The 25,923-nt window shown below is 58.3% G+C and carries 35 protein-coding genes; all 35 read left to right on the top strand.

All coding sequences use genetic code 11. From position 1 onward, the window contains the following. Positions 1–13: 13 nt before the first annotated feature. Positions 14–4,252 carry a DNA-directed RNA polymerase subunit beta' gene (gene rpoC / locus GH665_RS19755; protein WP_153137668.1) on the top strand — a complete coding sequence of 1,413 codons (4,239 nt, stop codon included), beginning with the start codon at positions 14–16 and terminating at the stop codon, positions 4,250–4,252. 254 nt (positions 4,253–4,506) lie between these two features. After that, positions 4,507–6,354 carry a DNA helicase RecQ gene (gene recQ, locus GH665_RS19750; RefSeq protein WP_153137667.1) on the top strand — a complete coding sequence of 616 codons (1,848 nt, stop codon included), beginning with the start codon at positions 4,507–4,509 and terminating at the stop codon, positions 6,352–6,354. Between the two features lie 221 nt (positions 6,355–6,575). Then, on the top strand, positions 6,576–6,956 hold the full coding sequence (rpsL, locus tag GH665_RS19745; protein ID WP_006998493.1) for a 30S ribosomal protein S12: 381 nt from the start codon (positions 6,576–6,578) through the stop codon (positions 6,954–6,956). 181 nt (positions 6,957–7,137) lie between these two features. Next, positions 7,138–7,608, top strand: coding sequence for a 30S ribosomal protein S7 (gene rpsG, locus GH665_RS19740; protein WP_006053291.1), 471 nt, complete (start codon positions 7,138–7,140; stop codon positions 7,606–7,608). 134 nt (positions 7,609–7,742) lie between these two features. After that, complete coding sequence (gene fusA / locus GH665_RS19735; RefSeq protein WP_054043378.1) at positions 7,743–9,845, top strand: elongation factor G; 2,103 nt, start codon at positions 7,743–7,745, stop codon at positions 9,843–9,845. Between the two features lie 47 nt (positions 9,846–9,892). Continuing rightward, entirely contained in the window at positions 9,893–11,083 is a 1,191-nt protein-coding gene (gene tuf, locus GH665_RS19730; protein WP_063497539.1) for an elongation factor Tu, read from the top strand. Between the two features lie 127 nt (positions 11,084–11,210). Beyond that, positions 11,211–11,522, top strand: coding sequence for a 30S ribosomal protein S10 (gene rpsJ, locus GH665_RS19725; RefSeq protein WP_006998489.1), 312 nt, complete (start codon positions 11,211–11,213; stop codon positions 11,520–11,522). A 201-nt stretch (positions 11,523–11,723) separates the two neighbouring features. Continuing rightward, complete coding sequence (gene rplC, locus GH665_RS19720) at positions 11,724–12,383, top strand: 50S ribosomal protein L3 (protein ID WP_007180137.1); 660 nt, start codon at positions 11,724–11,726, stop codon at positions 12,381–12,383. Then, complete coding sequence (gene rplD, locus GH665_RS19715) at positions 12,383–13,003, top strand: 50S ribosomal protein L4 (RefSeq protein ID WP_007180136.1); 621 nt, start codon at positions 12,383–12,385, stop codon at positions 13,001–13,003. The genes rplC and rplD overlap by 1 nt, the downstream gene beginning before the upstream one ends. Beyond that, entirely contained in the window at positions 13,000–13,314 is a 315-nt protein-coding gene (gene rplW, locus GH665_RS19710) for a 50S ribosomal protein L23 (RefSeq protein WP_007180135.1), read from the top strand. Before rplD ends, rplW begins: the two co-directional genes overlap by 4 nt. Before the next feature lie 2 nt (positions 13,315–13,316). Next, positions 13,317–14,144 (top strand): 50S ribosomal protein L2, encoded by an 828-nt coding sequence (gene rplB / locus GH665_RS19705; protein WP_063497538.1) that lies wholly within the window; start codon positions 13,317–13,319, stop codon positions 14,142–14,144. A 10-nt stretch (positions 14,145–14,154) separates the two neighbouring features. Beyond that, positions 14,155–14,430, top strand: a complete 276-nt coding sequence (gene rpsS, locus GH665_RS19700) for a 30S ribosomal protein S19 (protein WP_054036552.1) — start codon at positions 14,155–14,157, stop codon at positions 14,428–14,430. 7 nt (positions 14,431–14,437) lie between these two features. After that, a complete protein-coding gene (rplV, locus tag GH665_RS19695) occupies positions 14,438–14,770 on the top strand; it encodes a 50S ribosomal protein L22 (RefSeq protein WP_197070230.1) in 333 nt (110 codons plus the stop codon). 11 nt (positions 14,771–14,781) lie between these two features. Continuing rightward, the gene (gene rpsC / locus GH665_RS19690) at positions 14,782–15,588 is read left to right on the top strand and encodes a 30S ribosomal protein S3 (RefSeq protein WP_020070582.1); all 807 of its coding nucleotides are present in this window, start codon (positions 14,782–14,784) and stop codon (positions 15,586–15,588) included. A gap of 2 nt (positions 15,589–15,590) precedes the next feature. Then, entirely contained in the window at positions 15,591–16,007 is a 417-nt protein-coding gene (rplP, locus tag GH665_RS19685) for a 50S ribosomal protein L16 (protein WP_007180131.1), read from the top strand. Positions 16,008–16,017: 10 nt separating this feature from the next. Further along, complete coding sequence (rpmC, locus tag GH665_RS19680) at positions 16,018–16,212, top strand: 50S ribosomal protein L29 (RefSeq protein WP_007180130.1); 195 nt, start codon at positions 16,018–16,020, stop codon at positions 16,210–16,212. Continuing rightward, on the top strand, positions 16,209–16,481 hold the full coding sequence (gene rpsQ, locus GH665_RS19675) for a 30S ribosomal protein S17 (protein WP_007180129.1): 273 nt from the start codon (positions 16,209–16,211) through the stop codon (positions 16,479–16,481). The genes rpmC and rpsQ overlap by 4 nt, the downstream gene beginning before the upstream one ends. Before the next feature lie 290 nt (positions 16,482–16,771). Then, positions 16,772–17,140: a 50S ribosomal protein L14 gene (gene rplN, locus GH665_RS19670; RefSeq protein ID WP_006052212.1), complete on the top strand. Its 369-nt coding sequence runs from the start codon at positions 16,772–16,774 to the stop codon at positions 17,138–17,140. A gap of 9 nt (positions 17,141–17,149) precedes the next feature. Next, complete coding sequence (gene rplX, locus GH665_RS19665; RefSeq protein ID WP_028199569.1) at positions 17,150–17,458, top strand: 50S ribosomal protein L24; 309 nt, start codon at positions 17,150–17,152, stop codon at positions 17,456–17,458. Between the two features lie 17 nt (positions 17,459–17,475). After that, on the top strand, positions 17,476–18,015 hold the full coding sequence (gene rplE, locus GH665_RS19660) for a 50S ribosomal protein L5 (protein WP_006052214.1): 540 nt from the start codon (positions 17,476–17,478) through the stop codon (positions 18,013–18,015). A 7-nt stretch (positions 18,016–18,022) separates the two neighbouring features. Beyond that, positions 18,023–18,328 (top strand): 30S ribosomal protein S14, encoded by a 306-nt coding sequence (gene rpsN / locus GH665_RS19655; protein WP_006052215.1) that lies wholly within the window; start codon positions 18,023–18,025, stop codon positions 18,326–18,328. A 14-nt stretch (positions 18,329–18,342) separates the two neighbouring features. Then, positions 18,343–18,738: a 30S ribosomal protein S8 gene (gene rpsH, locus GH665_RS19650; RefSeq protein ID WP_006052216.1), complete on the top strand. Its 396-nt coding sequence runs from the start codon at positions 18,343–18,345 to the stop codon at positions 18,736–18,738. Positions 18,739–18,756: 18 nt separating this feature from the next. Then, a complete protein-coding gene (gene rplF / locus GH665_RS19645) occupies positions 18,757–19,287 on the top strand; it encodes a 50S ribosomal protein L6 (RefSeq protein ID WP_028199570.1) in 531 nt (176 codons plus the stop codon). 12 nt (positions 19,288–19,299) lie between these two features. Continuing rightward, the gene (rplR, locus tag GH665_RS19640; RefSeq protein WP_006052218.1) at positions 19,300–19,665 is read left to right on the top strand and encodes a 50S ribosomal protein L18; all 366 of its coding nucleotides are present in this window, start codon (positions 19,300–19,302) and stop codon (positions 19,663–19,665) included. Between the two features lie 14 nt (positions 19,666–19,679). Further along, entirely contained in the window at positions 19,680–20,198 is a 519-nt protein-coding gene (rpsE, locus tag GH665_RS19635; protein ID WP_006052219.1) for a 30S ribosomal protein S5, read from the top strand. Positions 20,199–20,208: 10 nt separating this feature from the next. Continuing rightward, positions 20,209–20,391 carry a 50S ribosomal protein L30 gene (gene rpmD, locus GH665_RS19630; RefSeq protein WP_028199571.1) on the top strand — a complete coding sequence of 61 codons (183 nt, stop codon included), beginning with the start codon at positions 20,209–20,211 and terminating at the stop codon, positions 20,389–20,391. Positions 20,392–20,420: 29 nt separating this feature from the next. After that, entirely contained in the window at positions 20,421–20,855 is a 435-nt protein-coding gene (rplO, locus tag GH665_RS19625) for a 50S ribosomal protein L15 (protein WP_074301421.1), read from the top strand. A 46-nt stretch (positions 20,856–20,901) separates the two neighbouring features. Next, complete coding sequence (gene secY, locus GH665_RS19620) at positions 20,902–22,248, top strand: preprotein translocase subunit SecY (RefSeq protein WP_028199573.1); 1,347 nt, start codon at positions 20,902–20,904, stop codon at positions 22,246–22,248. Between the two features lie 8 nt (positions 22,249–22,256). Next, positions 22,257–22,475, top strand: coding sequence for a translation initiation factor IF-1 (gene infA, locus GH665_RS19615; protein WP_004521905.1), 219 nt, complete (start codon positions 22,257–22,259; stop codon positions 22,473–22,475). 20 nt (positions 22,476–22,495) lie between these two features. Then, positions 22,496–22,612: a 50S ribosomal protein L36 gene (gene rpmJ, locus GH665_RS19610; protein WP_004199844.1), complete on the top strand. Its 117-nt coding sequence runs from the start codon at positions 22,496–22,498 to the stop codon at positions 22,610–22,612. A gap of 41 nt (positions 22,613–22,653) precedes the next feature. Then, positions 22,654–23,019 carry a 30S ribosomal protein S13 gene (gene rpsM, locus GH665_RS19605; RefSeq protein ID WP_012434566.1) on the top strand — a complete coding sequence of 122 codons (366 nt, stop codon included), beginning with the start codon at positions 22,654–22,656 and terminating at the stop codon, positions 23,017–23,019. A 28-nt stretch (positions 23,020–23,047) separates the two neighbouring features. Continuing rightward, positions 23,048–23,452, top strand: coding sequence for a 30S ribosomal protein S11 (rpsK, locus tag GH665_RS19600; protein WP_006052224.1), 405 nt, complete (start codon positions 23,048–23,050; stop codon positions 23,450–23,452). 154 nt (positions 23,453–23,606) lie between these two features. Then, positions 23,607–24,230 carry a 30S ribosomal protein S4 gene (gene rpsD / locus GH665_RS19595; RefSeq protein WP_027800372.1) on the top strand — a complete coding sequence of 208 codons (624 nt, stop codon included), beginning with the start codon at positions 23,607–23,609 and terminating at the stop codon, positions 24,228–24,230. 124 nt (positions 24,231–24,354) lie between these two features. Then, positions 24,355–25,332, top strand: coding sequence for a DNA-directed RNA polymerase subunit alpha (locus GH665_RS19590; protein WP_028199575.1), 978 nt, complete (start codon positions 24,355–24,357; stop codon positions 25,330–25,332). Between the two features lie 171 nt (positions 25,333–25,503). After that, on the top strand, positions 25,504–25,896 hold the full coding sequence (gene rplQ / locus GH665_RS19585; protein WP_006052227.1) for a 50S ribosomal protein L17: 393 nt from the start codon (positions 25,504–25,506) through the stop codon (positions 25,894–25,896). Positions 25,897–25,923 lie beyond the last annotated feature (27 nt).

The following is a 25,923-nucleotide window of genomic DNA, read 5'->3' as shown; positions in this document are numbered from 1 at the left end:
CGGAGAGAAAGCAATGAAAGCTCTGCTCGATCTATTCAAGCAAGTCCAACAGCCTGAAGTTTTTGACGCGATCAAGATCGGTCTGGCCTCGCCAGACAAGATCCGTTCGTGGTCGTTCGGTGAAGTCAAGAAGCCGGAAACCATCAACTACCGGACGTTCAAGCCGGAACGCGATGGTTTGTTCTGCGCGAAGATCTTCGGGCCGATCAAAGACTACGAATGCCTTTGCGGTAAGTACAAGCGCCTGAAGCATCGTGGCGTGATCTGTGAAAAGTGCGGCGTCGAAGTGACGCTCGCGAAGGTGCGTCGCGAACGGATGGGCCACATTGAACTGGCCTCGCCGGTCGCTCACATCTGGTTCCTGAAGTCGCTGCCGTCGCGTCTGGGCATGGTGCTCGACATGACGCTGCGCGACATCGAGCGCGTGCTGTACTTCGAAGCATACGTGGTGATCGATCCGGGCATGACGCCGCTGAAAGCGCGGCAGATCATGACCGAAGAGGATTACTACAACAAGGTCGAAGAGTACGGTGACGAATTCCGTGCCGAAATGGGCGCGGAAGGCGTTCGCGAACTGCTGCGCGCGATTAACATCGACGAGCAGGTCGAGATGTTGCGCACCGAACTCAAGAACACGGGTTCGGAAGCGAAGATCAAGAAGTATGCGAAGCGCCTGAAGGTGCTCGAGGCTTTCCAGCGTTCGGGCATCAAGCCTGACTGGATGGTGCTCGAAGTGCTGCCGGTGCTGCCGCCGGAACTGCGTCCGCTGGTGCCGCTGGACGGTGGCCGCTTCGCGACGTCGGACCTGAACGACCTGTATCGCCGCGTGATCAACCGTAACAACCGGTTGAAGCGTCTGCTCGAACTGAAGGCGCCTGAAATCATCGTCCGCAACGAAAAGCGGATGCTGCAGGAAGCCGTCGATTCGCTGCTCGACAACGGTCGTCGCGGTAAGGCAATGACTGGCGCGAACAAGCGTCCGCTGAAGTCGCTCGCTGACATGATCAAGGGTAAGGGCGGTCGTTTCCGTCAGAACTTGCTCGGTAAGCGCGTTGACTACTCGGGCCGTTCGGTGATCGTGGTCGGCCCGACGCTCAAGCTGCATCAGTGCGGTTTGCCGAAGCTGATGGCGCTCGAACTGTTCAAGCCGTTCATCTTCAACAAGCTCGAAGTGATGGGTGTCGCTACCACCATCAAGGCTGCGAAGAAGGAAGTCGAGAACCAGACGCCGGTGGTGTGGGACATTCTCGAAGAAGTCATTCGCGAACATCCGGTCATGCTGAACCGTGCGCCGACGCTGCACCGTCTTGGCATTCAGGCTTTCGAGCCGGTGCTGATCGAAGGTAAGGCTATCCAGCTGCACCCGCTCGTTTGCGCGGCGTTCAACGCCGACTTCGACGGTGACCAGATGGCTGTGCACGTGCCGCTGTCGCTCGAAGCGCAGATGGAAGCACGTACGCTGATGCTGGCGTCGAACAACATCCTGTTCCCGGCCAACGGCGATCCGTCGATCGTGCCGTCGCAGGATATCGTGCTCGGCCTGTACTACGCGACGCGTGAAGCAGTGAACGCCAAGGGCGAAGGCCTGACGTTCACCGGCGTGTCGGAAGCACTGCGTGCTTACGAGAACAAGGAAGTCGAGCTGGCCTCGCGCGTCAACGTGCGGATCACGGAAATGGTCCACAACGAAGACAAGTCGGAAGGCGCGCCGGCATTCGTGCCGAAGATCTCGCTGTACGCGACGACCGTCGGCCGCGCAATCCTGTCGGAAATTCTTCCGCCGGGCCTGCCGTTCTCGGTGCTGAACAAGCCGCTGAAGAAGAAGGAAATCTCGCGACTCATCAACACCGCATTCCGCAAGTGCGGTCTGCGTGAAACGGTGATTTTCGCCGACCAGTTGATGCAGTCGGGCTTCCGTCTGGCAACGCGCGCCGGTATCTCGATCTGCGTCGACGACATGCTCGTGCCGCCGCAGAAAGAACAGATCGTCGGCGATGCAGCGAAGAAGGTGAAGGAATACGACCGTCAGTACATGTCGGGTCTCGTCACGTCGCAAGAGCGCTACAACAACGTGGTCGACATCTGGTCGGCAACGTCGGAAGCGGTCGGCAAGGCGATGATGGAACAGCTGTCGACGGAACCGGTGGTCGATCGCGACGGCAACGAAACGCGTCAGGAATCGTTCAACTCCATCTACATGATGGCGGACTCGGGTGCTCGTGGTTCCGCAGTTCAGATTCGTCAGCTGGCCGGTATGCGTGGCCTGATGGCGAAGCCGGACGGCTCGATCATTGAGACGCCGATTACGGCGAACTTCCGTGAAGGCCTGAACGTGTTGCAGTACTTCATCTCGACCCACGGTGCACGTAAGGGTCTGGCTGATACGGCACTGAAGACGGCAAACTCGGGTTACCTGACGCGTCGTCTGGTCGACGTGACGCAGGATCTGGTGGTGGTCGAGGACGATTGCGGTACGTCCAACGGCGTTGCCATGAAGGCGTTGGTCGAAGGCGGTGAAGTCGTCGAAGCGCTGCGTGACCGTATCCTCGGTCGCGTGACGGTGGCTGACGTCGTCAATCCGGAATCGCAGGAAACGCTGTACGAAACGGGCACCTTGCTCGACGAAGACGCGGTCGAAGAAATCGAACGCCTCGGCATCGACGAAGTGCGCGTGCGTACGCCGTTGACTTGCGAAACGCGTTACGGTCTGTGCGCAGCCTGCTATGGCCGCGACCTGGGTCGTGGCTCGTCGGTCAACGTCGGCGAAGCAGTTGGCGTGATCGCTGCTCAGTCGATCGGTGAACCGGGCACGCAGCTCACGATGCGTACGTTCCACATCGGTGGTGCGGCATCGCGTGCAGCAGTGGCTTCGTCGGTTGAAGCCAAGTCGAACGGTACGGTTCGTTTCACGGCGACCATGCGTTACGTCACCAACGCGAAGGGCGAGCAGATCGTCATCTCGCGTTCGGGCGAAGCGATGATCACCGACGACCACGGCCGCGAGCGTGAACGTCACAAGGTGCCGTACGGCGCGACGCTGTTGCAACTGGACGGCGCGCAGATCAAGGCCGGCACGCAACTGGCGACGTGGGATCCGATGACGCGTCCGATCATCACCGAGTACGGTGGTACGGTGAAGTTCGAAAACGTCGAAGAAGGCGTGACGGTTGCCAAGCAGATCGACGATGTGACGGGTCTCTCGACGCTGGTCGTGATCGACGTGAAGCGCCGCGGTTCGCAAGCGTCGAAGACGGTGCGCCCGCAGGTCAAGCTGCTCGACGCGAACGGCGAAGAAGTCAAGATCCCGAACACCGAGCACTCGGTGCAGATCGGCTTCCAGGTCGGCGCTCTGATCACCGTGAAGGACGGTCAGCAAGTGCAGGTTGGTGAAGTGCTGGCACGTATCCCGGTTGAATCGCAAAAGACTCGCGACATTACCGGTGGTCTGCCGCGCGTGGCCGAACTGTTCGAAGCGCGCTCGCCGAAGGACGCCGGTATTCTGGCGGAAGTCACGGGCACGACGTCGTTCGGTAAGGACACAAAGGGCAAGCAGCGTCTCGTTATCACGGACCTCGAAGGCAATCAGCACGAGTTCCTGATCGCGAAGGAAAAGCAGGTTCTGGTGCACGATGGTCAGGTCGTCAACAAGGGCGAAATGATTGTCGACGGGCCGGCTGATCCGCACGACATTCTGCGTTTGCAGGGCGTCGAAGCGCTGGCGCGCTACATCGTTGACGAAGTGCAGGACGTGTATCGTCTGCAGGGCGTGAAGATCAATGACAAGCACATTGAAGTGATCGTCCGTCAGATGCTGCGCCGCGTGCAGATCGTCGATAACGGTGACACGCGCTTCATCATGGGCGAACAGGTCGAGCGCTCGGATATGCTCGACGAAAACGACCGGATGGCTGCGGAAGGCAAGATCCCGGCAACCTACGACAACGTGCTGCTCGGTATTACGAAGGCATCGCTGTCGACCGATTCGTTCATCTCCGCAGCGTCGTTCCAGGAAACGACCCGCGTGCTGACCGAAGCGGCGATCATGGGCAAGCGCGACGATCTGCGCGGGCTGAAGGAAAACGTGATCGTTGGTCGTCTGATTCCGGCAGGTACGGGTCTCGCGTTCCACAAGGCACGCAAGAGCAAGGAACTGTCCGACCGCGAGCGTTTCGACCAGATCGCAGCGGAAGAGTCGTTCGAATTCGGTACCCCGGAAACTCCGGCCGCCGAACAGCAGCACTCAGGCGAGTAAGTCCCGGCGGCGCAAGCCGCTTGGGCTCACCAGCCAGCGAAGCCGCTCAGTTTCGACTGAGCGGTTTTTTTTTTGTCGATAGGAGTTGGTGCTTTAGCACTTACTCCTGTCCGACGCACCGCGGTCGCTTCTTTTTCATGCGCTTCGTGATGGTTTCGTTGGCCGAATGGCTAACGTTGCATCTAAGCGCGGGCGCAGCACGAATGCGTTGGTAAAATTCGTGTCACCGGCATCACGCTGCTTCTCTCCAATTCATGTCCCGTTCGCTCGAAATCCTCAACGAAGTCTTTGGTTACCCCGCGTTCAGAGGGCAGCAGGGCGAAATTGTCGAACACGTCGCCGGCGGCGGCGATTGTCTCGTGCTGATGCCAACGGGCGGCGGCAAGTCGTTGTGCTATCAGATTCCGTCGCTGGTGCGGCGCGAAGCGGGCTGCGGAGCAGGGATCGTCGTATCCCCGTTGATCGCATTGATGCAGGACCAGGTCGCCGCGCTGAAGGAAGTGGGCGTTAGGGCCGCGTATCTGAATTCAACACTGTCAAGCGCCGAGGCGATGGCCACTGAGCGTGCGCTGCGTGAAGGCGAAATCGATCTGCTGTACGTGGCGCCAGAACGGTTGATGACGCCCCGTTTCCAGGAGTTGCTTGAGCGCACGCGTATCGGGTTGTTCGCTATCGACGAAGCGCATTGCGTGTCGCAATGGGGGCACGATTTCCGTCCTGAATACATTCAGCTGTCGGTGCTGCACGAGCGTTTCCCGAATGTGCCGCGCATCGCACTCACCGCGACGGCCGACGCGATCACGCGCGACGAAATCATCCACCGTCTGGCGCTCGATGACGCGCGTGTCTTTGTCTCCAGCTTCGATCGCCCGAACATTCGCTACCGCATCGTCGAAAAGGACAATGCGCGCACGCAATTGCTCGACTTCATTCGTGCTGAGCACTCGAAACCGGACGGTACGACCGACGCCGGCGTTGTCTACTGCCTGTCGCGACGCAAGGTCGAAGAAACGGCGGAGTGGCTGAAAGAGAAGGGGATGCGCGCGTTGCCTTACCACGCTGGCATGGAGTTCGAAATCCGCCAGAAGCATCAGGAGATGTTTCAGCGCGAGGAAGGCATCGTCATGTGCGCGACGATTGCCTTCGGCATGGGCATCGACAAACCGGACGTGCGCTTCGTGGCTCACCTCGATTTGCCGAAGAGTGTCGAAGGCTACTACCAGGAAACTGGCCGTGCTGGCCGTGACGGCATGCCGGCGAACGCCTGGATGGCGTACGGTCTGGGCGACGTCGTGCAGCAGCGCAAGATGATCGACGAGTCCGACGCCGACGACGCGCATAAGCGCGTGCAGACTGGCAAGCTCGATGCACTGCTCGGGCTGTGCGAAGCGGCGACCTGCCGCCGGGTGCGGTTGCTCGCGTACTTTGGCGAATCGAGCAAGCCGTGCGGCAACTGCGACAATTGTATTGAGCCGCCCGACACATGGGACGCGACACGCGAAGCGCAGATGGCGCTGTCATGTGTCTTCCGGGCGCAGCGAGCAAGTGGATTTCACTTTGGCGCCGGCCACCTGATCGACATTCTGCGCGGCAATCGCAGCGAAAAGATCATGCAGCGCGGCCACGAGAGGCTGACCACTTTCGGCATCGGCGCCGCGCTCGGTGAACCGGAGTGGCGGGCGATCTTTCGCCAGCTCGTCGCCTTTGGCTACCTCACCGTCGATCATGAGGGTTTCGGCTCACTGGTACTGACCGAGGCTGCCAAAGCGGTGTTGAAGAGCGAGCAGAACGTGACGATGCGCCGTTACGTGAAGCCGACGCGTACCCGCCAGTCATCCGGACGCACTAGCGAGCGCGCTGACCCGACGATCGGCATGGGTCCGCGCGAGCGCGCCCGCTGGGAACGCCTACGCGCCTGGCGCACGGAGACGGCGAAAAGCGATGGCGTACCGGCCTATGTCATCTTCCACGACGCCACACTGGCCGAAATTGCCCGCAACGGCCCCGATTCCATCGAGGATTTGCGCGGTATTCCAGGCATGGGCGCCCGCAAACTTGACCGTTTCGGCGACGAATTGCTGGAAGTCGTGTCCGCCGACTGAGCGTCGGCGGGCACAGTTCGAGGTCGACAGGCGTGCGAAACATCGCAACCTGTTGACTCCCTTAGCATTTTCGGAATATTATGCTAGGTTCCGGTTCTTGGAATGCCTGTGTGCGAAGTCAATTCGTGCGCTGACACCTTGGTCCGGAAGTTCGATGCGCAATCGTTTCTGCTTTGCCCGGAAACAGATGCGTCGATTTTGTTCAATTTCAGGAATAAACAATGCCAACCATCAATCAACTGGTTCGCAAAGGCCGCGCGTCGGAAACGACGAAGAGCAAGAGCCCGGCTTTGCAGGACTGCCCCCAGCGTCGCGGCGTGTGCACCCGTGTGTACACCACGACGCCGAAGAAGCCTAACTCGGCACTCCGTAAGGTTGCCAAGGTTCGCCTGACGAACGGCTTCGAAGTTATTTCGTACATCGGTGGCGAAGGCCACAACCTGCAGGAACACTCGGTCGTGCTGATTCGCGGCGGCCGTGTTAAGGACTTGCCGGGTGTGCGTTACCACATGGTTCGCGGCTCGCTGGATACCCAGGGCGTCAAGGATCGTAAGCAGGCTCGCTCGAAGTACGGTGCGAAGCGTGCCAAGGCTGGCAAGTAATTAGCCGGTCTGTGTAGTTTCAGGTCGCCTGCAAAGGCGGTAATAGCGGTGGTGCCGGAATCGCCGGTGCTGTCGAGTAAGTGGTCACCCGACCAGGCTGGTAAGTCGTCAGAGATGAATCGGGTTAGTTGGTGGCCGCGGGGCTAAAAATAGCTCCAACTGAAAAAGTAAAGGAAGAAACATGCCGCGTCGTCGCGAAGTCCCCAAGCGGGAAGTGTTGCCGGATCCGAAATTCGGTAACGTAGATGTTGCAAAGTTCATGAACGTGCTGATGCTCTCCGGCAAGAAGTCGGTTGCTGAGCGTATCGTGTACGGCGCTTTCGAACAGATCCAGACCAAGGGTGGCAAGGACCCGCTGGAAGTGTTCACGGTAGCGCTCAACAACGTCAAGCCGGTGGTTGAAGTTAAGAGCCGCCGCGTTGGTGGTGCGAACTATCAGGTTCCGGTCGAAGTGCGTCCGTCGCGTCGTATGGCATTGGCGATGCGTTGGTTGCGTGAAGCCGCGAAGAAGCGCAGCGAGAAGTCGATGGCCCTGCGTCTGGCAGGTGAACTCTCCGAAGCGGCTGAAGGCCGTGGCGGCGCGATGAAGAAGCGCGACGAAGTTCACCGGATGGCAGAAGCCAACAAGGCGTTCTCGCACTTCCGTTTCTAAGCTTCCCGAACCCGGGTTTAGCAGAAAAAGCGGAAAGAAATTCCGGGCGGGTGCGCTTACAAAGCGCCTCGCCCGTTTGTGTTACAGCGCGATGGGTATTTTCTCGCATCGCGTCATCCCAATAGAGGATCAAAGTGGCTCGCAAGACACCTATCGAGCGCTACCGTAACATCGGTATTAGCGCTCACATCGACGCCGGCAAAACGACGACGACCGAGCGCATCCTGTTCTATACCGGCGTGAACCACAAGATTGGTGAAGTTCACGACGGCGCTGCCACCATGGACTGGATGGAGCAGGAGCAGGAACGCGGCATCACGATCACGTCCGCTGCTACCACGGCATTCTGGAAAGGCATGGCCGGCGACCGCGCTGAGCACCGCATCAACATCATCGACACCCCGGGCCACGTTGACTTCACGATTGAAGTTGAGCGCTCGATGCGTGTGCTCGACGGTGCATGCATGGTGTACTGCGCAGTGGGCGGCGTGCAGCCGCAGTCGGAAACTGTGTGGCGTCAGGCTAACAAGTACAAGGTTCCCCGTCTCGCGTTCATCAACAAGATGGACCGTACCGGCGCGAACTTCTTCAAGGTCTACGACCAGCTCAAGCTGCGTCTGAAGGCGAACCCGGTTCCGGTCGTAGTGCCTATCGGCGCTGAAGAGTCGTTCACGGGCGTGGTCGATCTGCTGAAGATGAAAGCGATCATTTGGGACGAAGCGTCCCAGGGCACGAAGTTCTCGTACGAAGAAATCCCGGCAGAACTCGTCGACACGTGCAATGAATGGCGCGAAAAGATGGTCGAAGCCGCGGCTGAATCGAGCGAAGACCTGATGAACAAGTACCTCGAAGAAGGCGAGTTGACGGAAGCCGAAATCGTGAAGGGTCTGCGCGACCGTACGATCGCTTGCGAAATCCAGCCGATGCTTTGCGGTACCGCGTTCAAGAACAAAGGCGTGCAACGCATGCTGGACGCTGTGCTCGACTTCCTGCCGTCGCCGATCGACATTCCTCCGGTTACGGGCGAACTCGAAAACGGTGAAAAGGCTGAGCGTCGCGCAGCTGACGACGAGAAGTTCTCGTCGCTCGCATTCAAGATCATGACCGACCCGTTTGTCGGCCAGCTGATCTTCTTCCGTGTGTACTCCGGCACGACGAAGTCGGGCGACACGCTGCTGAACGCGACCAAGGACAAGAAGGAGCGTCTCGGCCGTATTCTGCTGATGCACGCAAACCAGCGTGAAGAAATCAAGGAAGTGCACGCAGGCGACATCGCTGCGGCTGTTGGCCTGAAAGACGCAACCACGGGCGACACGCTGTGCGATCCGCTGCACCCGATCGTGCTCGAACGCATGATTTTCCCGGAGCCGGTGATTTCGCAGGCTGTTGAGCCGAAGACGAAGCCGGACCAGGAAAAGATGGGTCTGGCCCTGAACCGTCTGGCTCAGGAAGATCCGTCGTTCCGCGTTCAAACGGACGAAGAATCGGGTCAAACCATTATTTCGGGCATGGGCGAGCTCCACCTGGAAATTCTGGTTGACCGGATGAAGCGTGAATTCGGCGTCGAAGCAACTGTCGGCAAGCCGCAAGTGGCGTATCGTGAAACGATCCGCGGCAAGGCGGAAGACGTCGACGGCAAGTTCGTCAAGCAGTCGGGTGGTCGCGGCCAGTACGGTCACGCGGTCATCACGCTCGAGCCGAATGAGCAGGGCAAGGGCTACGAATTCCTGGACGAAATCAAGGGCGGTGTGATTCCGCGTGAATACATTCCGGCAGTCGACAAGGGTATTCAGGAAACGCTGAAGGCTGGCGTGCTGGCAGGTTTCCCGGTCGTTGACGTGAAGGTTCACCTGACGTTCGGTTCGTACCACGACGTTGACTCGAACGAAAATGCGTTCCGCATGGCCGGTTCGATGGCGTTCAAGGAAGCAATGCGCAAGGCTCAACCGGTCATCCTCGAACCGATGATGGCTGTTGAAGTCGAAACGCCTGAAGATTACATGGGCAACGTGATGGGCGATCTGTCGGGTCGTCGCGGTATCGTTCAGGGCATGGACGACATGGTTGGCGGCGGCAAGATCGTTCGCGCCGAAGTGCCGCTGTCGGAAATGTTCGGCTACTCGACGTCGCTGCGTTCGCTGACCCAAGGTCGTGCAACGTACACGATGGAGTTCAAGCACTACTCCGAAGCACCGCGTAACGTGTCGGAAGCGATCATCAACGCCAAGTCGAAGTAATCGCGCGGCAAGTCATTCAACGATTAACTTTTTGAAAGAAGAGAAACATGGCTAAAGGTAAATTCGAACGGACCAAGCCGCACGTGAACGTCGGCACGATCGGTCACGTTGACCACGGCAAGACCACGCTGACGGCAGCGATCACGACGGTGCTGACCAAGAAGTTTGGCGGCGAAGCGAAGGCATACGACCAGATCGATGCGGCGCCGGAAGAAAAGGCACGTGGTATCACGATCAACACGGCACACGTCGAGTACGAAACGGCTAACCGCCACTACGCACACGTCGACTGCCCGGGCCACGCTGACTATGTGAAGAACATGATCACGGGCGCAGCGCAGATGGACGGCGCGATCCTGGTGTGTTCGGCTGCAGACGGCCCGATGCCGCAAACGCGTGAGCACATCCTGCTGGCGCGTCAGGTTGGCGTTCCGTACATCATCGTGTTCCTGAACAAGTGCGACATGGTGGACGATGCTGAGCTGCTGGAACTCGTCGAGATGGAAGTTCGCGAACTTCTGTCGAAGTACGACTTCCCGGGCGACGACACGCCGATCATCAAGGGTTCGGCCAAGCTGGCGCTGGAAGGCGACACGGGCGAGCTGGGCGAAGTGGCGATCATGAACCTGGCCGACGCGCTGGACACGTACATCCCGACGCCGGAGCGCGCAGTTGACGGTGCGTTCCTGATGCCGGTGGAAGACGTGTTCTCGATCTCGGGTCGCGGCACGGTGGTGACGGGTCGCGTTGAGCGCGGCGTGGTGAAGGTCGGCGAAGAAATCGAAATCGTCGGTATCAAGCCGACGGTGAAGACGACGTGCACGGGCGTGGAAATGTTCCGCAAGCTGCTCGACCAGGGTCAGGCAGGCGACAACGTGGGTATCCTGCTGCGCGGCACGAAGCGTGAAGACGTGGAGCGTGGCCAGGTTCTGGCGAAGCCGGGTTCGATCAACCCGCACACGCACTTCACGGCTGAAGTGTACGTGCTGAGCAAGGACGAAGGTGGCCGTCACACGCCGTTCTTCAACAACTATCGTCCGCAGTTCTACTTCCGTACGACGGACGTGACGGGCTCGATCGAGTTGCCGAAGGACAAGGAAATGGTCATGCCGGGCGACAACGTGTCGATCACGGTGAAGCTGATCAACCCGATCGCGATGGAAGAAGGTCTGCGCTTCGCAATTCGCGAAGGTGGCCGTACGGTCGGCGCTGGTGTGGTTGCCAAGATTCTCGAGTAAAATCGAGGGTTGACGTTGCAATAAGTGGTGCCCGGAGCCGGGCGCCAGCACCAAAGCAGGTGCCCGGCTCTACGTTCTTTTACTATCTGGCGGCGCAATACCGCCTCGCTCTTTCCAAGGAATTGTCATGCAGAACCAGAAAATCCGCATTCGCCTGAAGGCTTTCGACTATCGCCTGATCGATCAATCGGCAGCTGAAATCGTCGACACGGCAAAGCGGACTGGCGCAATCGTTCGTGGTCCGGTGCCCCTGCCGACCCGCATTCAACGTTTCGACATCCTGCGTTCGCCGCACGTCAACAAGACGTCGCGTGATCAGCTCGAAATCCGTACGCACCAACGTCTGATGGACATCGTCGACCCGACGGATAAGACCGTTGACGCACTGATGAAGCTGGACCTGCCGGCTGGCGTGGACGTGGAAATCAAGCTCCAATAAGGCTTCTAACGCTTGCCTGGCTTGCCAGGCAACGCTAAGTCATTGATTGCTTGCGGAAAACGGAAGGCCTCGCTATAATAGTGGGCTTTTCGCGCATTTGCGCAAAAAAGTCGGTGTGCTGCAGCGTGATTTCACGCCCGAAACGGCACCGGCATTTTGTAAATTAGCCCCGACCAATCGCAGTCGGGAATGGAGAAAACGATGAGCCTTGGACTCGTAGGTCGCAAGGTTGGCATGACCCGTATCTTCACGGCAGAAGGGGATTCGATTCCCGTTACCGTGCTGGACGTGTCCGACAACCGCGTGACGCAGATCAAGACTGTTGAAACCGACGGCTACACGGCCGTGCAGGTTGCATTCGGTACGCGCCGTGCATCGCGTGTGACGAAGCCGTTGGCCGGTCATCTCGCCAAAGCCGGTGTTCAAGCCGGTGAAATCCTCAAAGAATTCCAGATCGATGCTGCCAAGGCTGCCGAGTTGTCGAACGGCACCGTGGTCGGTCCCGACCTGTTCGAAGTAGGCCAGAAGGTCGACGTGCAAGGCGTGTCGATCGGTAAGGGCTACGCCGGTACCATCAAGCGTTACAACTTCGCATCCGGCCGTGCATCGCACGGTAACTCGCGCTCGCACAACGTGCCGGGTTCGATCGGTATGGCGCAGGATCCGGGTCGTGTTTTCCCGGGTAAGCGCATGACCGGTCACATGGGTGACGATACGGTAACCGTGCAAAACCTCGAAATCGCTCGTATCGACGCTGACCGCAAGCTGTTGCTGGTCAAGGGCGCCGTTCCGGGTGCGAAGGGTGGCAAGGTATTCGTTACGCCGGCCGTGAAGACGCGTGCCGTGAAAGGAGCGAAATAATGGAACTTAAGCTCCTGAATGCCAATGGTCAGGAAGGTGCGGGCGTTAGCGCGTCGGACGTAGTGTTCGGCCGCGATTACAACGAAGCCCTGATTCACCAGGTCGTGGTGGCGTATCAAGCGAATGCCCGTAGCGGTAACCGCGCGCAGAAGGACCGTGAGCAAGTCAAGCACACGACCAAGAAGCCGTGGCGCCAGAAGGGTACGGGCCGCGCCCGTGCCGGTATGTCGTCGAGCCCGTTGTGGCGCGGCGGTGGCCGGATCTTCCCGAATTCGCCGGAAGAAAACTTTTCGCACAAGGTTAACAAGAAGATGCATCGCGCAGGTCTCTGCTCGATCTTCTCGCAGCTGGCTCGCGAAGGCCGCATTTCGGTGGTCGACGAGTTGACGCTCGAAGCGCCGAAGACGAAGCTGCTGGCCGAAAAATTCAAGGCGATGGGTCTCGACTCCGTGCTGGTGATTACCGACACGGTTGACGAAAACCTGTACCTCGCGTCGCGCAACCTCGCCCATGTGGCAGTTGTCGAGCCGCGTTACGCCGACCCGCTGTCGCTGATCTACTTCAAGAAGATCCTGATCACGAAGGCTGCGGTCGCCCAGATCGAGGAGTTGCTGTCATGAGCGAGATTCGCAAGAACGATCATCGTTTGATGCAGGTCCTGCTCGCGCCGGTGATCTCCGAAAAGGCGACGCTGGTGGCCGACAAGAACGAGCAAGTTGTGTTCGAAGTCGCGCCCGATGCCACGAAGCAGGAAGTGAAAGCTGCAGTCGAGCTGCTGTTCAAGGTGGAAGTCAATTCCGTCAACGTGCTGGTCTCGAAGGGCAAAGCCAAGCGCTTTGGCCGCTTCATGGGCAAGCGCAAGGACGTGAAGAAGGCGTACGTCTGCCTGAAGCCCGGCCAGGAAATCAACTTTGAAGCGGAGGCCAAGTAATCATGGCAATCGTTAAAGTTAAGCCGACTTCGCCGGGTCGCCGTGCGATGGTCAAGGTGGTCAACAAGGATCTGCATAAGGGCAAGCCGTTCGCACCGCTGCTCGACTCGCAATCCACGACCGCCGGCCGTAACAACAACGGTCACATCACCACGCGTCATAAGGGTGGCGGTCACAAGCATCACTACCGTGTCGTCGATTTCCGTCGCAACAAGGACGGCATTCCGGCAAAGGTCGAACGTCTTGAGTACGATCCGAACCGTAGCGCGAACATCGCGCTGGTTCTGTACGCAGACGGCGAGCGCAAGTACATCATCGCTCCGAAGGGTGTGACGGTCGGTCAGCAACTGATGTCGGGTTCGGAAGCTCCGATCCGCGCAGGTAACACGCTGCCGATCCGCAACATTCCGGTCGGTACGACGATTCACTGCATCGAAATGCTGCCGGGCAAGGGCGCGCAAATGGCGCGTTCGGCTGGTACGTCGGCGATGCTGCTGGCTCGTGAAGGCATCTACGCACAGGTCCGCCTGCGTTCGGGTGAAATCCGCCGCGTTCACGTTGAATGCCGCGCGACGATTGGTGAAGTTGGCAACGAAGAGCACAGCCTCCGTCAAATCGGTAAGGCTGGCGCGAACCGCTGGCGCGGTATCCGCCCGACGGTGCGTGGCGTTGCAATGAACCCGGTCGATCACCCGCACGGTGGTGGTGAAGGCAAGACGGCTGCAGGTCGCGATCCGGTGAGCCCGTGGGGCACGCCTGCTAAGGGTTATCGCACCCGCAGCAACAAGCGCACGACGAGCATGATCGTCCAGCGCCGTCACAAGCGTTAAGGAGTAGGCAATGGCACGTTCTGTAAAAAAAGGTCCGTTCTGCGACGCCCATTTGCTGAAGAAAGTTGAGTCGGCAGCTGCTGCGCGTGATAAGAAGCCGATCAAAACCTGGTCGCGTCGTTCGACGATTCTGCCGGATTTCATCGGTTTGACGATTGCTGTGCATAACGGCCGTCAACACGTTCCGGTGTACATCTCGGAAAACATGGTCGGCCACAAGCTTGGCGAGTTCGCATTGACCCGGACGTTCAAGGGTCATGCAGCCGACAAGAAGGCTAAGAAATAAGGGGATCATGATGGAAGTGAAAGCAATTCATCGCGGTGCCCGCATCTCGGCGCAGAAAACGCGCCTTGTGGCTGACCAGATCCGCGGTTTGCCGGTCGACAAGGCGCTGAACGTTCTGACGTTCTCGCCGAAGAAGGCTGCGGGAATCGTGAAAAAGGTTGTGCTGTCGGCGATCGCGAATGCGGAGCATAACGAAGGCGCTGATATCGACGAGCTCAAGGTAACGAGCATCATGGTCGACAAGGCTGCCTCGCTCAAGCGTTTTACCGCGCGCGCTAAAGGCCGTGGTAACCGCATCGAGAAGCAATCCTGTCACATCACTGTGACGGTCGGGAATTAAGGGGTCATACGATGGGACAGAAAATTCATCCGACTGGCTTCCGTTTGGCCGTCAGCCGCAATTGGGCGTCGCGTTGGTACGCGAACAACAACAATTTCGCGGCGATGTTGCAGGAAGACATCGGTGTTCGTGAATACCTGAAGAAGAAGCTGAAAAACGCTTCGGTTGGTCGCGTCGTTATCGAGCGTCCGGCGAAAAACGCGCGCATCACGATTTATAGCTCGCGTCCGGGTGTGGTCATCGGTAAGAAGGGCGAGGATATCGAGCTGCTGAAGTCGGAACTGCAACGCCGCATGGGCGTTCCGGTCCACGTCAACATCGAAGAAATCCGTAAGCCGGAAACCGATGCGCAACTGATCGCGGATTCGATCACGCAACAACTCGAGCGCCGGATTATGTTCCGCCGTGCGATGAAGCGTGCGATGCAAAACGCAATGCGTCTGGGTGCTCAAGGCATCAAGATCATGAGCGCTGGCCGCCTGAACGGTATCGAAATCGCTCGTACGGAATGGTATCGCGAAGGTCGCGTACCGCTTCATACGCTGCGTGCTGATATCGACTACGCAACTTCGGAAGCGAAGACGACGTACGGCATCATCGGCGTGAAGGTGTGGGTCTACAAGGGCGACACGCTCGGCCGCAATGACGCACCGGTGGTTGAAGAAGTCGCCGAAGAAAAGCGTCCGCGCCGCAACGCACGTCCGGGTGGCGATCGCCGTCCGCGTCGTGATGGTGAAGGTGGTGGCCCGGCAGGTGCACGCCGTGGCGCTCCTCGTCGTGCTGGCGGTGCTGGCGGCGACGGGAAGACTGGAGAATAACGATGCTGCAACCGAAACGCAGAAAGTATCGCAAAGAGCAGAAGGGTCGTAACACCGGTATCGCTACCCGCGGCAACGCGGTGTCGTTCGGTGAGTTCGGCCTGAAGGCTATCGGTCGTGGTCGTTTGACCGCGCGCCAGATTGAAGCGGCACGTCGTGCAATGACGCGTCACATCAAGCGTGGTGGCCGCATCTGGATCCGCATTTTCCCGGACAAGCCGATCTCGCATAAGCCGGCTGAAGTACGGATGGGTAACGGTAAGGGTAACCCTGAGTACTACGTCGCAGAGATTCAACCGGGCAAGATGCTGTACGAAATGGACGGCGTAACCGAAGAGCTGGCACGCGAAGCGTTCCGTCTGGCTGCAGCTAAGCTGCCGCTCAAGACGACGTTTATCGTGCGTCAGCTCGGCGCCTAAGGAGCAAATGATGAAGGCTTCCGAACTTCACCAGAAAGATCAGGCCGCGCTCAACAAGGAGCTGTCGGACCTGTTGAAGGCGCAATTCGGCCTGCGCATGCAACTCGCGACCCAGCAGCTCACGAACACGAGCCAGCTGAAGAAGGTCCGTCGCGACATCGCACGTGTGCGGACCGTCCTGACTGAGAAGGCGAACCAGAAATGAACGATAGCGTAAAAACCTCGCTCAAGCGGACGCTGGTCGGCAAGGTCGTCAGCAACAAGATGGACAAGACGGTCACCGTGCTGGTTGAGCACCGCGTGAAGCACCCGATCTACGGCAAGTACGTTGTGCGTTCGAAGAAGTACCACGCGCACGACGATGCGAACACGTACAACGAGGGTGACCTCGTTGAAATCCAGGAAACGCGTCCGATTTCGAAGACGAAAGCTTGGGTTGTGGCTCGCCTGGTCGAGGCTGCTCGCGTCATCTGACGCCGCGAAGTTGTAGAAGTAGTTGAAATCGCAGTAAGTTTCGCTTGCAAGACCGAGATTATTTGTTATAATCTCGGTCTTCCCTCTTTTATGGGAGCCCCGTCGCGGGCGAAGTTGGTGGGGGAAGCGGTTCAGGCGCCAGTCTGTTCCGAAGGATTCACCGGATTGCGATGGCGGGTTTCGTTTGCCGTCGCTGCTGTTCATACCCAAGCAGCCGATTGGCTGACGGGACCAAGACTGACCGGGTACGCCATGGTGGTGTGACCGGATTAAGTTGGGATAGATAAACCATGATCCAGACCGAAACTCGGCTTGAAGTGGCCGACAACACCGGTGCGCGTGAAGTCATGTGCATCAAGGTTCTCGGCGGCTCGAAGCGTCGTTATGCCAGCATTGGCGACATCATCAAGGTGACCGTCAAAGAAGCAACGCCGCGCGGGCGCGTGAAGAAAGGCGAAATTTACAACGCCGTGGTGGTTCGCACCGCCAAGGGCGTACGTCGTCAAGACGGCTCGCTGATCAAGTTCGACGGCAATGCAGCAGTGCTGTTGAATGCCAAGCTCGAACCTATTGGCACCCGTATTTTCGGGCCTGTTACGCGCGAGTTGCGCAGCGAACGATTCATGAAGATCGTTTCGCTGGCACCTGAAGTGCTGTAAGGAGTCGCGATGAACAAGATTCGCAAAGGTGACGAGGTTATCGTCATCACCGGCAAAGATAAAGGCAAGCGCGGCGTCGTGCTGTCCGTTGGCGAAGACAAAGTAATTGTCGAGGGCATCAACCTCGTCAAGAAGCACGTCAAGCCGAACCCGATGAAGGGTACGACGGGTGGCGTGGAAGCCAAGACGATGCCGCTGCAAATTTCGAACGTCGCATTGGTCGACGCGAATGGCAAGGCGTCGCGTGTAGGCATCAAGGTCGAGGGAGACAAGAAAGTCCGTTTCCTTAAGACGACCGGTGCCGTGCTGAGCGCCTGACGCTGCGGAGTAAAAAAATGGCTCGTTTGCAAGAGTTTTACAAAGAGAAGGTTGTACCCGGCCTCATCGAGAAGTTCGGTTACAAGTCCGTGATGGAAGTGCCGCGCATCACCAAGATCACCCTGAACATGGGCCTTGGCGAAGCGGTTGCTGACAAGAAGATCATCGAGAACGCCGTTGGCGACCTGACGAAGATCGCAGGCCAGAAGCCGGTGATCACGAAGGCACGCAAGGCAATCGCTGGCTTCAAGATCCGTCAGGGCTATCCGATCGGTGCAATGGTCACGTTGCGTGGTCAGGCAATGTACGAATTTCTGGACCGTTTCGTGACGGTTGCGCTCCCCCGTGTGCGCGACTTCCGTGGCGTGTCGGGTCGTGCGTTCGATGGTCGCGGCAACTACAACATCGGTGTGAAAGAGCAGATCATTTTCCCCGAAATCGACTACGACAAGATCGACGCACTGCGTGGGCTGAACATCAGCATCACGACAACTGCGAAGACCGACGACGAAGCAAAGGCTCTGCTCGCCAGCTTCAAGTTCCCGTTCAGAAACTGAGGTTACCGTGGCTAAACTGGCACTGATCGAACGTGAAAAGAAGCGTGCTCGCCTGGCCGCTAAGTACGCTCCCAAGCGTGCTGAGCTGAAAGCGATCATCGGCGATATGAGCAAGTCGGACGAAGAGCATTACGCAGCACGTCTGGAACTGCAACAACTGCCGCGCAACTCTAACCCGACCCGTAAGCGCAATCGTTGTGCAATTACCGGTCGCCCACGTGGCACGTTCCGTAAATTCGGGCTGGCGCGTAACAAGATTCGCGAAATCGCGTTCCGCGGCGAGATCCCTGGCCTGACCAAGGCGAGCTGGTAATAGGAGAAACGTAAATGAGCATGAGTGATCCTATCGCCGATATGCTGACTCGCATCCGCAATGCGCAGATGGTTGAGAAAGTTTCGGTGACAATGCCCTCGTCGAAAGTCAAGGTTGCGATTGCGCAGGTCCTGAAGGACGAAGGCTATATCGATGATTTCGCAGTGAAGTCCGAAGGTGCGAAGTCTGAATTGAACATCGTGTTGAAGTACTACGCTGGCCGTCCGGTGATCGAGCGCATTGAACGCGTTTCGAAGCCTGGTCTGCGTGTGTACCGCGGCCGTAACGACATCCCCGTGGTCATGAATGGCCTCGGCGTGGCAATCGTGTCGACGCCGAAGGGCGTGATGACGGACCGCAAGGCGCGTGCAACGGGCGTTGGCGGCGAAGTCATCTGCTACGTCGCTTAAGGCCGAAAGGAGAGAAACATGTCTCGAGTAGGTAAAAGCCCGATCGCGCTGCAAGGCGCAGAAGTGGCCCTGAGCGACGAACGCATTACCGTCAAGGGCCCGCTGGGTACGATTTCGCAGGCTGCAAACAGCCTCGTGAAGGTGGTGAACGACAACGGCACGCTGAAGTTCGAGCCGGTGGACGAAAGCCGCGAAGCGAATGCGATGTCGGGCACGATGCGCGCACTGGTTGCGAACATGGTGAACGGCGTGACGAAGGGTTTCGAGCGCAAGCTGACGCTGGTTGGCGTCGGTTACCGCGCACAGGCGCAAGGCGACAAGCTGAACCTGTCGCTGGGTTTCTCGCACCCCGTGGTGCACCAGATGCCGGAAGGCGTCAAGGCTGAAACCCCGACGCAAACCGAAATCGTGATCAAGGGGATCAACAAGCAACAAGTTGGCCAAGTCGCTGCAGAAGTGCGCGGCTATCGCCCGCCGGAGCCCTACAAGGGCAAGGGTGTGCGTTACGCCAATGAGGTTGTGATCCTCAAAGAAACGAAGAAGAAGTAAGGGTGCGCAATCATGGATAAGACTCAATCTCGCCTGCGCCGCGCTCGTCAGACGCGTATCAAGATCGCTGAGCTGCAGGTCGCGCGTCTCGCCGTGCATCGCACGAACACGCACATTTATGCGCAAGTGTTCTCGCCGTGCGGCACCAAGGTGCTCGCCAGCGCGTCGACGCTCGAAGCCGAAGTGCGTGCGCAACTGGCTGATCAGACTGGCAAGGGCGGCAACGTCGCTGCTGCGACCCTGATCGGTAAGCGCATTGCAGAAAAGGCTAAGGCTGCCGGCATCGAATCCGTCGCCTTCGACCGTTCGGGTTTCCGTTACCACGGCCGCGTGAAAGCGCTGGCTGATGCGGCGCGCGAAGCCGGACTCAAGTTCTAAGGGAAGAATTCGTCATGGCAAAGATGCAAGCGAAAGTTCAGGCTGACGAACGCGACGACGGCCTGCGCGAAAAGATGATTTCGGTCAACCGCGTGACCAAGGTTGTGAAGGGTGGCCGGATTCTCGGTTTCGCCGCACTGACCGTGGTTGGCGACGGTGATGGCCGCGTCGGTATGGGCAAGGGCAAGGCGAAGGAAGTGCCGGTCGCTGTTCAGAAGGCGATGGAACAGGCTCGCCGCAACATGTTCAAGGTGCCGCTTAAGAACGGTACCCTGCAACACGAAGTGCACGGTAAGCACGGCGCATCGATGGTCCTCCTGGCTCCGGCCAAGGACGGTACCGGTGTGATCGCTGGTGGCCCGATGCGCGCAGTGTTCGACGTGATGGGCGTGCAGAACGTTGTGGCCAAGAGCCACGGTTCGACGAACCCGTACAACCTCGTTCGTGCAACGCTCGACGGTCTGCGCAAGCAGTCGACGCCGGGTGATATCGCGGCGAAGCGCGGCAAGTCCGTCGAAGATATTCTGGGCTAAGGTGGACACCATGTCTGATAAAACTGTCAAGGTCCAGCTCGTCAAGAGCCTGATCGGCACCCGTGAAACGCACCGTGCAACGGTGCGTGGCCTGGGTCTGCGCCGACTCAATTCGGTTAGCGAGTTGCAGGACACGCCGGCTGTGCGCGGCATGATCAACAAGGTTTCGTACCTCGTTAAGGTCATCGGCTAAGCGGCTGACCAGGACTCAAGGAGTTGATAATGGAATTGAATAACCTGAAGCCGGCTGAAGGCTCGAAGCACGCTAAGCGTCGCGTCGGCCGTGGTATCGGCTCCGGTCTGGGCAAGACTGCTGGCCGTGGTCACAAGGGTCAGAAGTCGCGTTCGGGCGGCTTTCACAAGGTTGGCTTCGAAGGCGGTCAAATGCCGCTGCAACGTCGCCTGCCGAAGCGTGGCTTCACCTCGCTGACGAAGGAATTCGTTGGTGAAGTGCGTCTCTCCGATCTGGAAAAGCTGCCGGTCGATGAAATCGATCTGCTGGCTCTGAAGCAAGCCGGCCTGGTCGGCGAGCTGATCAAGAGCGCCAAGATCATCGCGACGGGCGAGCTCAAGCGCAAGATCGTTGTGAAGGGTCTGGGTGCGACGAAGGGTGCACGCGCTGCTATTGAAGCAGCCGGTGGCTCTTTTGCCGAGTAACGCGCGATTTATTTGCCGTCACTAGCATTTGCATCGGAGAAGGTACTTGGCTAACAGTCCGAGTCTCGCAAAACCCGGTCGCAGCGCGGCGAAGTTTGGCGATCTGCGTCGGCGTGCAGTGTTCCTGCTGCTGGCGTTGATCGTCTACCGTATCGGCGCGCACATTCCGGTGCCGGGTATTGACCCGGACCAACTGGCAAAGCTGTTCCAAAGCCAGTCGGGCGGCATCCTTGGCATGTTTAACATGTTCTCGGGTGGTGCACTTTCGCGGTTCACGATTTTTGCGCTGGGGATCATGCCGTACATTTCGGCGTCGATCATCATGCAGTTGCTGGCGATTGTCTCGCCGCAGCTGGAAGCGCTGAAAAAGGAAGGGCAGGCTGGACAACGGAAGATTACGCAGTACACGCGTGTCTTTACGGTTCTGCTGGCGACGTTCCAGGCGTTCGGCATTGCCGTCGCACTGGAAAATCAGCCGGGCCTGGTGATCGATCCGGGGATGGTGTTTCGGTTGACGACGGTCGTGACGCTGGTAACCGGCACGATGTTCCTGATGTGGCTGGGTGAGCAGATCACGGAACGCGGGCTTGGTAACGGTATTTCGATCATCATTTTCGGTGGTATTGCGGCCGGCTTCCCGAACGCAATCGGTGGTCTTTTCGAATTGGTGCGAACCGGCTCGATGAGCATCATCTCGGCGATTATCGTGGTCGCGCTGATTGCTGCAGTGACGTATCTGGTTGTGTTCATCGAACGTGGCCAGCGCAAGATTCTTGTGAACTACGCCAAGCGGCAGGTCGGTAACAAGATTTACGGCGGACAGTCTTCGCATCTGCCGCTGAAGTTGAATATGTCGGGCGTGATTCCGCCGATCTTTGCATCGTCGATCATTCTCTTCCCGGCAACTATCCTGAACTGGTTTAGTTCGGGGTCGCGTACCAGCTGGTTCGCAGACACGTTGCACAACGTGGCCGAAGCCCTTAAGCCCGGTCAACCCGTGTACGTGTTGCTGTACGCGTTGGCGATCGTCTTCTTCTGCTTCTTCTACACCGCACTGGTGTTCAACAGCAGGGAAACGGCCGACAACCTGAAAAAGAGTGGCGCTTTCGTCCCAGGCATCCGCCCGGGCGATCAAACAGCGCGATATATCGACCGTATCCTGACGCGTCTTACGCTGGCTGGTGCGATCTACATCGTGTTTGTTTGTCTGCTGCCTGAATTTCTGGTACTGCGCTGGAACGTGCCGTTTTATTTTGGTGGAACGTCGCTGCTGATCATTGTCGTCGTCACAATGGATTTCATGGCGCAGGTGCAGTCGTACGTTATGTCGCAACAGTATGAATCGCTGCTGAAGAAAGCTAACTTCAAAGGCGGCGGCGTCCCGATGCGTTGAAAGGACTTATGGCCAAAGACGATGTTATCCAGATGCAGGGTGAAGTCATCGAAAACCTGCCTAACGCTACCTTTAGGGTGAAGCTGGAAAACGGCCATGTCGTATTGGGACACATATCCGGCAAGATGCGGATGCACTACATCCGAATCCTGCCGGGCGACAAGGTGACGGTTGAATTGACGCCTTACGATCTGTCGCGTGCGCGGATCGTGTTCCGGGCGAAGTGATTTGAAAAAAGGGTAATATCATGAAAGTGATGGCATCGGTTAAGCGCATTTGCCGCAATTGCAAGATCATTAAGCGCAAAGGCGTTGTGCGCGTGATTTGCAGCTCTGATCCGCGCCACAAACAGCGTCAAGGCTGAACGCCGCGCTTTTTGCTGCGCTTTTTGTTTGAGGAAAAACAATGGCTCGTATCGCAGGGGTTAACATCCCGAATCACCAGCATACCGAAATCGGCCTGACGGCTATTTACGGTGTCGGCCGCACGCGCTCGCGCGACATCTGCGTCGCTGCTGGTGTGGCATTTTCGAAGAAGGTCAAAGACCTGAACGACGCAGACCTCGAAAAGCTGCGTGAAGAAGTCGGCAAGTTCATCGTTGAAGGCGATCTGCGCCGTGAAACGACGATGAACATTAAGCGCCTGATGGATCTCGGCTGCTACCGTGGCGTGCGTCATCGTAAGGGCTTGCCCCTGCGTGGCCAACGCACGCGTACGAATGCCCGTACGCGCAAGGGTCCGCGTCGTGCAGCGCAATCGCTGAAGAAGTAAGCGGAACTGACAGTTACAGGAAAACGTAATGGCTAAGGCTTCGAACAACTCCGCGGCGCAACGCGTTCGCAAGAAGGTCAAGAAGAACGTCGCCGAGGGCGTGGTTCACGTTCACGCGTCGTTCAACAACACCATCATCACGATCACCGATCGTCAAGGCAATGCACTTGCCTGGGCAACGTCGGGTGGTCAGGGCTTCAAGGGTTCGCGTAAATCGACCCCGTTTGCAGCTCAGGTGGCAGCCGAATCGGCCGGCCGCGTGGCGATGGAATACGGCGTGAAGAACCTCGAAGTGCGGATCAAGGGCCCAGGCCCTGGCCGTGAGTCCGCGGTGCGCGCGTTGCATGGTCTTGGCATCAAGATCACCGCGATCTCCGACGTGACGCCGGTACCGCACAACGGCTGCCGTCCGCCGAAGCGTCGTCGTATCTAAGACGCTTGTTTCGCTAGCGCCTGTTGCCGCCGGGTTATGTGCCGGCGACGACGGGCTGCTTGCGTTATTGAATTGACTAAGCCCACCGTTCGGCCCAAAGGGTTCGGACTAGCGCGAACGCAAGTTTGTGTGATTAATCACAGAAGGAATCAACGTGGCACGTTATATCGGCCCTAAGGCCAAGCTGTCCCGCCGTGAAGGCACTGACCTCTTCCTGAAGAGCGCCCGTCGTTCGCTCGCTGACAAGTGCAAGCTTGACAGCAAGCCTGGCCAACATGGCCGCACGTCGGGTGCACGTACGTCCGACTACGGTACGCAGCTGCGCGAAAAGCAAAAAGTGAAGCGCATCTATGGTGTTCTCGAGCGCCAGTTCCGCCGTTACTTCGCTGAAGCCGACCGCCTGAAGGGCAACACGGGTGAAAACCTGCTGCAATTGCTCGAATCGCGTCTCGACAACGTCGTGTATCGCATGGGCTTCGGTTCGACGCGCGCTGAAGCACGTCAACTCGTGAGCCACAAGGCGATCACGGTGAATGGCGTTGTGTCGAACATCCCGTCGATGCAAGTGAAGGCAGGCGACGTCGTCGCAGTGCGCGAACAAAAGAAGAAGCAGGCGCGTATTCTCGAAGCGCTGTCGTTGGCTGAGCAAGGCGGTCTGCCGAGCTGGGTCGCTGTCGATTCGAAGAAATTCGAAGGCACGTTCAAGTCGAAGCCGGAACGCAGCGACATCGCTGGCGATATCAACGAAAGCCTGATCGTCGAATTGTATTCGCGGTAATCGGATTAACGGCCGGGGCACCCCGATTGCGATGCGCAAGGGGGCGTCTCGGCTGTTTATTTTCAGGTTGTTACCGGTCAGCCTTATCGGTGTAACGAGCCGAGGGTATTGAAAAGGAAAACCTATGCAAACCAGTTTGTTGAAGCCCAAGATCATCGCAGTTGAATCGCTTGGTGAGAGCCACGCGAAAGTGGTCATGGAACCGTTTGAACGCGGTTATGGCCACACCTTGGGTAACGCGCTTCGGCGCGTGCTGTTGTCGTCGATGGTGGGTTACGCGCCTACCGAAGTGACGATCGCAGGCGTCGTACATGAGTATTCGACGCTCGACGGTGTGCAAGAGGATGTGGTCAACCTGTTGTTGAACCTGAAGGGCGTGGTGTTCAAGCTGCATAACCGTGACGAAGTGACGGTTACGCTGCGCAAGGAAGGCGAAGGTGTTGTCACCGCCGGCGACATCGAACTCGCGCACGATTGCGAAGTGATCAATCCGGATCACGTGATTGCTCATCTGTCGAAGGGCGGCAAGCTCGACGTGCAGATCAAGGTCGAAAAAGGCCGTGGTTATGTGCCGGGCAATGTGCGTCGTTACGGCGAAGAATCGGCCAAGATCATCGGCCGTATCGTGCTGGACGCGTCGTTCTCGCCGGTTCGCCGCGTGAGCTACGCCGTTGAAAGCGCTCGCGTCGAACAGCGTACCGACCTCGACAAGCTCGTGATGAACATCGAGACCAACGGCGTGATCTCACCGGAAGAAGCGATCCGTCAATCGGCGCGTATTCTGGTTGATCAACTGTCGGTGTTCGCTGCACTGGAAGGTACCGAAGCAACGGCTGAAGCGCCGTCGCGTGCACCGCAGATCGATCCGATCCTGCTGCGTCCGGTTGATGATCTCGAACTGACGGTTCGTTCCGCGAACTGCCTGAAGGCCGAGAACATTTACTACATCGGCGATCTGATCCAGCGCACGGAAAACGAGTTGCTCAAGACCCCGAATCTGGGTCGCAAGTCGTTGAACGAAATCAAGGAAGTACTCGCGTCGCGTGGTTTGACGCTGGGCATGAAACTCGAAAACTGGCCGCCGGCAGGTTTGGACAAGTAAGTCGAGAAGTCATCCCGGGATAGAACCCGTCGCTGCACTGGCAAAGACGCGGATTTTCCTTTAAAATCCGCGTCTTGTCTTTTTTCACTACCGGCCCGTGCACTCGCAAACCTCCGGTTCGTCGAGCGCGATAGAAGAGCTGGACCAAAACTTTGAATCAAAGGAATTAACATGCGTCACCGTCATGGTCTGCGGAAACTGAACCGCACGAGCAGCCACCGTCTGGCAATGCTCCGTAATATGTCCAACTCGTTGATCGAGCACGAAGTCATCAAGACGACGCTGCCGAAGGCGAAAGAACTCCGTAAAGTCGTCGAGCCGCTGATCACGCTCGGCAAGAAGCCGTCGCTGGCAAATCGTCGTCTGGCGTTCAACCGCCTGCGCGATCGTGACTCGGTCACGAAGCTGTTCGAAGTCCTCGGCCCGCGTTACGCTACCCGTCCGGGCGGCTACCTGCGCGTCCTGAAGTTCGGCTTCCGCGTCGGCGACAACGCACCGATGGCACTGGTCGAATTGCTGGACCGTCCGGAAGTCGAAGAAGTTGAAGTGCAAGAAGCTGAGTAAGCTTTCTTGGCATCGAAAAAAGCCAGG

Origin of the sequence: Paraburkholderia agricolaris, from assembly GCF_009455635.1 — a bacterium.
In the GTDB taxonomy this organism is placed as follows: Bacteria; Pseudomonadota; Gammaproteobacteria; order Burkholderiales; family Burkholderiaceae; genus Paraburkholderia; species Paraburkholderia agricolaris.
Note: the sequence above shows the minus strand (reverse complement) of the source record. Positions and strands in the feature narration are given on the sequence as shown.